General features: G+C 43.1%; 7 protein-coding genes and 1 pseudogene. 2 read left to right on the forward strand and 6 right to left on the reverse strand.

The features are described from left to right. Positions 1–88: 88 nt before the first annotated feature. The 6 genes from BM056_RS14380 to BM056_RS14405 form a co-directional block, all read right to left on the reverse strand. On the reverse strand, positions 89–922 hold the full coding sequence (locus BM056_RS14380) for a 1,4-dihydroxy-6-naphtoate synthase (protein ID WP_092472122.1): 834 nt from the start codon (positions 920–922) through the stop codon (positions 89–91). Further along, positions 922–1,587: a futalosine hydrolase gene (locus BM056_RS14385; RefSeq protein ID WP_092472136.1), complete on the reverse strand. Its 666-nt coding sequence runs from the start codon at positions 1,585–1,587 to the stop codon at positions 922–924. The genes BM056_RS14380 and BM056_RS14385 overlap by 1 nt, the downstream gene beginning before the upstream one ends. Before the next feature lie 224 nt (positions 1,588–1,811). Continuing rightward, entirely contained in the window at positions 1,812–2,471 is a 660-nt protein-coding gene (locus BM056_RS14390; RefSeq protein ID WP_165613538.1) for an ABC-2 transporter permease, read from the reverse strand. Continuing rightward, positions 2,464–3,330: an ABC transporter ATP-binding protein gene (locus tag BM056_RS14395; RefSeq protein WP_092472124.1), complete on the reverse strand. Its 867-nt coding sequence runs from the start codon at positions 3,328–3,330 to the stop codon at positions 2,464–2,466. Before BM056_RS14395 ends, BM056_RS14390 begins: the two co-directional genes overlap by 8 nt. 1 nt (position 3,331) lies before the next feature. Continuing rightward, positions 3,332–3,706, reverse strand: coding sequence for a GntR family transcriptional regulator (locus tag BM056_RS14400; RefSeq protein WP_092472125.1), 375 nt, complete (start codon positions 3,704–3,706; stop codon positions 3,332–3,334). A gap of 214 nt (positions 3,707–3,920) precedes the next feature. Next, the gene (locus BM056_RS14405) at positions 3,921–5,177 is read right to left on the reverse strand and encodes a multidrug effflux MFS transporter (RefSeq protein WP_092472126.1); all 1,257 of its coding nucleotides are present in this window, start codon (positions 5,175–5,177) and stop codon (positions 3,921–3,923) included. 414 nt (positions 5,178–5,591) lie between these two features. On the opposite strand from BM056_RS14405, the gene BM056_RS14410 reads away from it, so the two are divergent. Both BM056_RS14410 and BM056_RS26650 read left to right on the forward strand, forming a co-directional pair. Then, positions 5,592–5,912, forward strand: coding sequence for a DUF3909 family protein (locus tag BM056_RS14410; RefSeq protein ID WP_092472127.1), 321 nt, complete (start codon positions 5,592–5,594; stop codon positions 5,910–5,912). A gap of 85 nt (positions 5,913–5,997) precedes the next feature. After that, positions 5,998–6,244 (forward strand): annotated as a pseudogene (locus tag BM056_RS26650) (hypothetical protein); the annotation flags it as partial.

Here is a 6,244-nt window from a genome sequence, read left to right on the forward strand (position 1 = left end):
CGGTTTTGCACAGCATTTTGGCGGTTAAAAAAACAATCTCTTCAATACCGGACGCTTCAGGTTTAACATAAAAAAAAGACGGGGCTTTTTACAGCGCCGTCAAATTTACATTTGGGACCAGCCCTTCCTGCGAGGCCCGGCTGAGCAGAGCTTCTACCGCCTTATACCCTATCTCACCCAGATTTTCACTGAATTCGTTCACGTAAAGTTTGATGTGTGCGTTTACTACTTCAAGAGACATTTCCTGGGCATGGCTTAGGACGTACTCCTGAGACGCCCCGGGGTGGGCCCGGGCGTATTTGACCGACGATCGGATCCAGCCAGCGATGGCGGGCAGATCCAGTGAACGGCGAGCAATTATTGCTCCCAGCGGAATCGGCAAATTGGTATCGGACTCCCACCAGCTGCCTAAGTCCGCTAAAAGATTCAGTCCATATGCAGGATAGGTAAAGCGCGCCTCGTGGATTACCAGCCCCGCATCGATTTTCCCATCGCGCACCGCCGGCATGATTTCGTGGAACGGCATAATCACAACCTCGCCCACGCCCCCCGGCACATTTTGAGCCGCCCACAGCCGGAACAGCAAGTAGGCGGTGGACCGCTCACTGGGTACCGCCACCCGCCGGCCGGCCAGTGCCGCCGGATCATTGCCGCCCGCCTTATTGGACGTAAGCACCAGCGGCCCGCAGCCCCTGCCCAACGCACCACCGCACGGCAGCAGCGCATATTCGGACAACACCCACGGCAGAGCCGCATACGAAATCTTGACCACTTCCGGCCCATTGGAGCCGGCCGCCAAACCGTTGGTGATGTCGATATCTGCATAGGTGACGTCAAGCTCCGGTGCGCCGGGTATTAGCCCGTGCACCCAGGCGTGGAAAATAAACGTGTCATTGGGGCAGGGAGAAAAGGCAATTTTCATCATAACACCTCCAATAATACTGAGCCGGCTGCTTCCAAAACGTCGAGAGCCTCTTTAACCCGCCAGGCGGCCCGGTCACGCGGACCCACCAAATTTGAGATAGCGCGGAGTTCCAGAACCGGTACTCCGCGGTCACGCGCCGCCAGGGCCACGCCATACCCCTCCATCGCCTCGGCGGTGGCTCCCGGCACCCGCGCGGCCAATTTTGCGGCACTATCAGCGGTACCCGTCACCGTTGATACTGTTAGCACGGGACCGGTTTTAACCGGCAGCCCGGCTGCCGGCAGTGCTTCCGTTAGCAGGTTAACCAAACCGGCATCGGCCTGAATGCGGGTAGGGCCGAAGCCCAACTCATCCATACTGTTAAAGCCTTCCGGGGTTTCCACTCCCAGGTCGGCGGCGACGATCTCGCTTGCCACCACCAGGGAACCCAGCTCAGCCTGACCGGGAAAACCTCCGCCGATACCGGCGCTAACAACCAAACCATACCCGGTTGTTGCCAGCGCCTTGGCCGTGTTGACAGCTGCCGCTACCGGACCGACCCCCGCAACCAATATGTCAAACCTTTGATCGCCGCGCAACCCGCGAAACACCGCTTCCCTCTCCACCGGAACAGCTGTCATCACCAGCACACGCGCTCCCGGTTGCCATTTTTGAGTTATCATATCCGGCGTTTTGCTGTTAACCAGATTCATTTTTGCTCCTTTCACCTTCTGATTTCATTACCTGCGCCGGTGCATTAATATATTTTTCAGTTCATTTGAATAAGGCCATTATAAGTCTTTATTGTTCAGAATTCAGTAGTCAGAATACCTTAGCCCGGTTCTATTATTCTGACTACTGACTCCTGACTTCTGACTCCTATGTTGTTATAGATGCTGAATAGTTCCTATAAATCTTTATTATTATATATTTTAAGAGAAACGGCTAAAGACAATAATATCATAACAGCTATTGAACCAATTATTAATACTATAACCTGCATATCTGAAAGGGCGGTAAAAAAATTGGCAATGTTTTGCACCCAAACTGTATCCTTGTACTTCACGATATACTGTAGAAGCCAGGTCATACCGAAAAAGAAAGAAAAGAATAACAGTAGATTGATAAATCTGGACTTCGTGTAACCCAGCTTGAAGAAAAAAGGAAAGTAGATGCAATTAATTAAGCTAATGGATAACAATGCCCCCACAAATCCCTCCGCTGTTACGCGGTAAGCGCTAACAGGCAGCCCCGTTAAGCCAACAACAGCTGAAACTATAAAATATAATATTAATCCTACAGCAATGAAGAAGAAAACCGAAATATATTTGGCCATAACAATGTTTGATCTCTTCAGCGGCAGGCTGTTTAACATAACATCAGTTTTATTCTTGTCGTCATAGGCACAGGCTGTCACAACCGCCATGTAAGTGAAAGCCGTTAATGACGCCGGAAAAATAACAATCCCCACGCCCTGCATGGCAAAAGCGAAAAAAACAAAATAAACTATACCGAACAATAAGGTTTTTTTCTGGATTAATATGTCCTTCAGCACCAGGCTATACATTTTGAGCCCCCCTCGTGTAAAACAGCATAATATCTTCCAAAGTAGGTTTTTCGACGACCACATGATGATTCAAAAACTGTTTAATTTGCTGCTTATCCTTGATTAAACCAACAAAGCCAAATTGGTTTTCTTTAATACCGATAAATTTGCTTCTTAAATTCTGATTCAATAATTCCGTGCCGCCTTTTACGAGCCCGTAATTATCCAAAAGATCGTCTTTGGCGGTGCTCAAAACGATATTGCCGTCATTAATAAAGGTAACAAAGTCGGCTATTTTATCTAAATCCGAAGTTATATGAGTTGAGAAGAAAATTCCCTTATTTTCATCCTGGATCAAGAAACTTAATATTTCCAAAAACTCGTTTCTGGCCACAGGGTCCAACCCCGAGGTCGGTTCATCCATGAGCAGCAGGTCGGCATGATGGGACAGGGCCACAGCCAGGGAGAACTTCATTTTCATTCCCTTGGATAGGTCTTTGATTTTCTTTTTAGTTGGTAAATTAAATTCCCCGGTATAGCGGGCAAAATCATTATCGTCCCAGTTTTTATACAAAGGAGCGATAACTCTCTTCATCTCCGCGATCGTTAGTTCTTCATAATAGTGGTTTTCATCAAATACAAAACCAATTCTGTTTTTAACTTCTATTTCGTTTTTAATGTTATCCAGGCCGAAAACTTTTATCTCTCCACCATCTTTTTTAAGCAGATTCAGGATAAGCTTGATAGTGGTGCTCTTTCCGGCGCCGTTTGGTCCGATAAAGCCCATGATGTAGCCTTTTTCCAAGGAAAAACTAATATCATTCAGGGTAAAATCTTTAAATTGCTTTTTTAGTTGGTTAACCTCTAAAATAGGCTCCATATTATTCCTCCTCATACAACAGGGTCAGCATTTCTCGTAATTTTTCCAGGGATAAATGAATTGATTTACCTGCCAGCACCGCTTCGGACAATTTTTCTTCCACTATTTTGATCCGTTTCTCCAACAGCAGCTCTTTATTCCCTGCTGCAATGTAAGAACCTTTCCCGGGGACGGTAACAATAAACCCTTCCTTTTCCAGCTCATCATAAGCCCGCTTGGTAGTAATCACACTGATTTGCAGTTCTTTGGCCAGGTTTCTGATAGAGGGCAAAGGTTCGGCTTCCTTCAATTTGCTTTGCATGATTAAATCTTTAATTTGCGTAACAATTTGATCATAAATTGGCTGGTTGGAAAAGTTAGAAATAATGATCCTCATCAATGACATCCTCTCCAAGGCTGGCCTTACTGTATATAAACACTATATACAGTAATAACGGTTGAGTCAATAGTTTTTCACAAATTTTAAAGTCATCGGTGTTTTCGTGATCAAGGGAAAGATTGGGGAGCAAGGTGTTTGTCCGGGCTGGCGGGTTAAAAGGCTTTTAAAAGAAATAGGCCGGAGGTTCCTTTGTGTACCTCCGGCCTTTGAGTTATCCAGCCATAGTTCCAGCATCAGAAATTTGATCCGGAACTTGTTTTATAAACGGCTTATTAACAATCATCAACCAAAACACCCCGCAAACCAGCCCGGTGATAAGGTTTAATAAGCCCAAAGTCAGAATGATATTGCTCCAGTCAAACGAGATCAAAAACATACCGACACTGCCCATAAATATACCGAAGCAGCCCATCAGGGATGAGGCCGAACCGGTATCCGTCTGCTGCTGTTCCAGCATCAAAACAGCGCTGGGAGGCCGAATAATACTTCCTGCTATAGTAGCCGGTAATAATGTAACCGCAAATACCCACGGTTTAATTGTTCCCAGACCGCAAATCAATAACCCGCCAACAGTCATCATGGTAAAACAAAAGATAATAATTGAATTACGTTTAAACCGCCTGGACAATTTCATGTATATAATCGGCCCAAACAATAAAAACAACGCATTTACTGCAAAATAATAGCTGAAAGACTGTTCGCTCAGCCCAAATTCATTTACATAGATGTAAGATGAGCTGGCTATGTAAGCCATAAAAGGTATGCTTATCACCGAAAACAAAATAAGCAGCGATGTAAAACCGGGGTTTTTCAGCACCACTCCCAGACGGCCCATTGTTTGCAGTATTGTTCCCTTATACCGGTTTTCGATTGTCTCCTCCATCGCAATACAACCTGCTAAAGCCAAGATACCGGCACCTGCCAGCAACCAAAACGCGCCTCTCCACGGGGTATAATTAAGAAGAAACGCGCCAATAACCGGAGCAACCGCCGGACCCAACATTACCATAGACTGAACCACTGATAGTACTACTTCCCTTTTTCTGCCGCTGTAGACATCTTTAACAATGGCCATCGATACAGCTCCGGCTGAGCTGCAGCCGATCGCCTGAAAAACACGGAACGTAATCAGTTGATAGATATTCTCGGAATACACACATAAAAAGCTTGATATTGTGTACAGAATCAACCCTAACAGCAATATCGGTTTGCGACCATACTTATCGCTTAACGGCCCCCATAATATCGTTCCAATGCTGAAAAAAACAAAGAATAAAACTAAAGTAAGGTTAACCAGGTTTACAGGAGCATTGAAATATTTAACCATACCGGGTAATGCGGGAAGATAAAGGTCTGTTGACAGCGGGATAAAAGCACTAAGAAATGCTATAAATACAATCAAGCCCTTTTCCCCAAGATATTTCTGCCTTTTTTTATCACCCGGAATCATGTTGTCTTTCGTTGGCATCTTCTACCTCCACATGTTAGCTTCTAAAGTTATCTGCGACAAAAACCGGCGCATGGCTTTAAGATACACATGTATATACTAGTTGCTGCAAAAAAATTACCAATTGTCAAAAAATAGCTACTAGTGTTTTCATTTTCCCATTCTCATCCATTTCAACTAACAAGGAACCCTCATTTGAATTTTGGACATAAACTTCTCCATTATTAAATTATATACTTTACTGACAAGATTACAATATCTCCATAACCAGTTAACAGTTAGACAGGTTAAATACCAAAAAATGTCTGGCTTTTATCCACAATATGTTATACATTTTTTATGGATAAAAATTAAACCGTTAGATATTATAAATAATTGGATTAACCTTTAAGGTAATATCACAATTGTTAATACTAATTTAAGGAGGCTACAGCAATGCAAAACATAATTGAAACAATAAAAGAATATCTTAATGGTATAGAACTACAAAGACTGACTGATGAACAAAAGGTTAAATTTAAAAATAATTATAACTGCAAATTATATTACTTCGAATATGACATTAATGAGAATGGTGATTTAGCTATTCAAACTACAAGGGATAACTATACTAATTTACAATATTACATGGGGTTTGATCATAAGGAAAATGAATATATTAAGTTAAAAATAGAATTAGGCGATATTGTGATTATTATTTATAACATTGAGCATGAAAGGGTTGCCGGGTTAGCCAAAAAACTTGGGCTTAATTAATAACTCAACTTTCCCACTTGCAAAATAACCTTAATCCCAACATTTAAGCGGCCTTGCTGGAAAATAAAATAGCCCTTGACAATCATTGAGAAAAAATAGAAAAGACACCAATCCTTTTGGTAAAATGGAATTGCCAAAAACCAAAATTACCAGACCAAGGAAGGTGTCCATGATCATGATAATAAAAAACGCAGGGGTTAAGCAACTGCCAAAAAGTCTCCAATCTACGTTTTTAGAATTAAAAATATCAAATTACTTACGTAAAGCTGGCATAGTTAAAGGATTGGGATTCTCTTGTCTAACAGTTTTTTGTTTGGTTTTCTCGATGGTTT

The organism is Desulfotruncus arcticus DSM 17038 (assembly GCF_900113335.1).
Taxonomy (GTDB): domain Bacteria; phylum Bacillota; class Desulfotomaculia; order Desulfotomaculales; family Desulfallaceae; genus Desulfotruncus; species Desulfotruncus arcticus.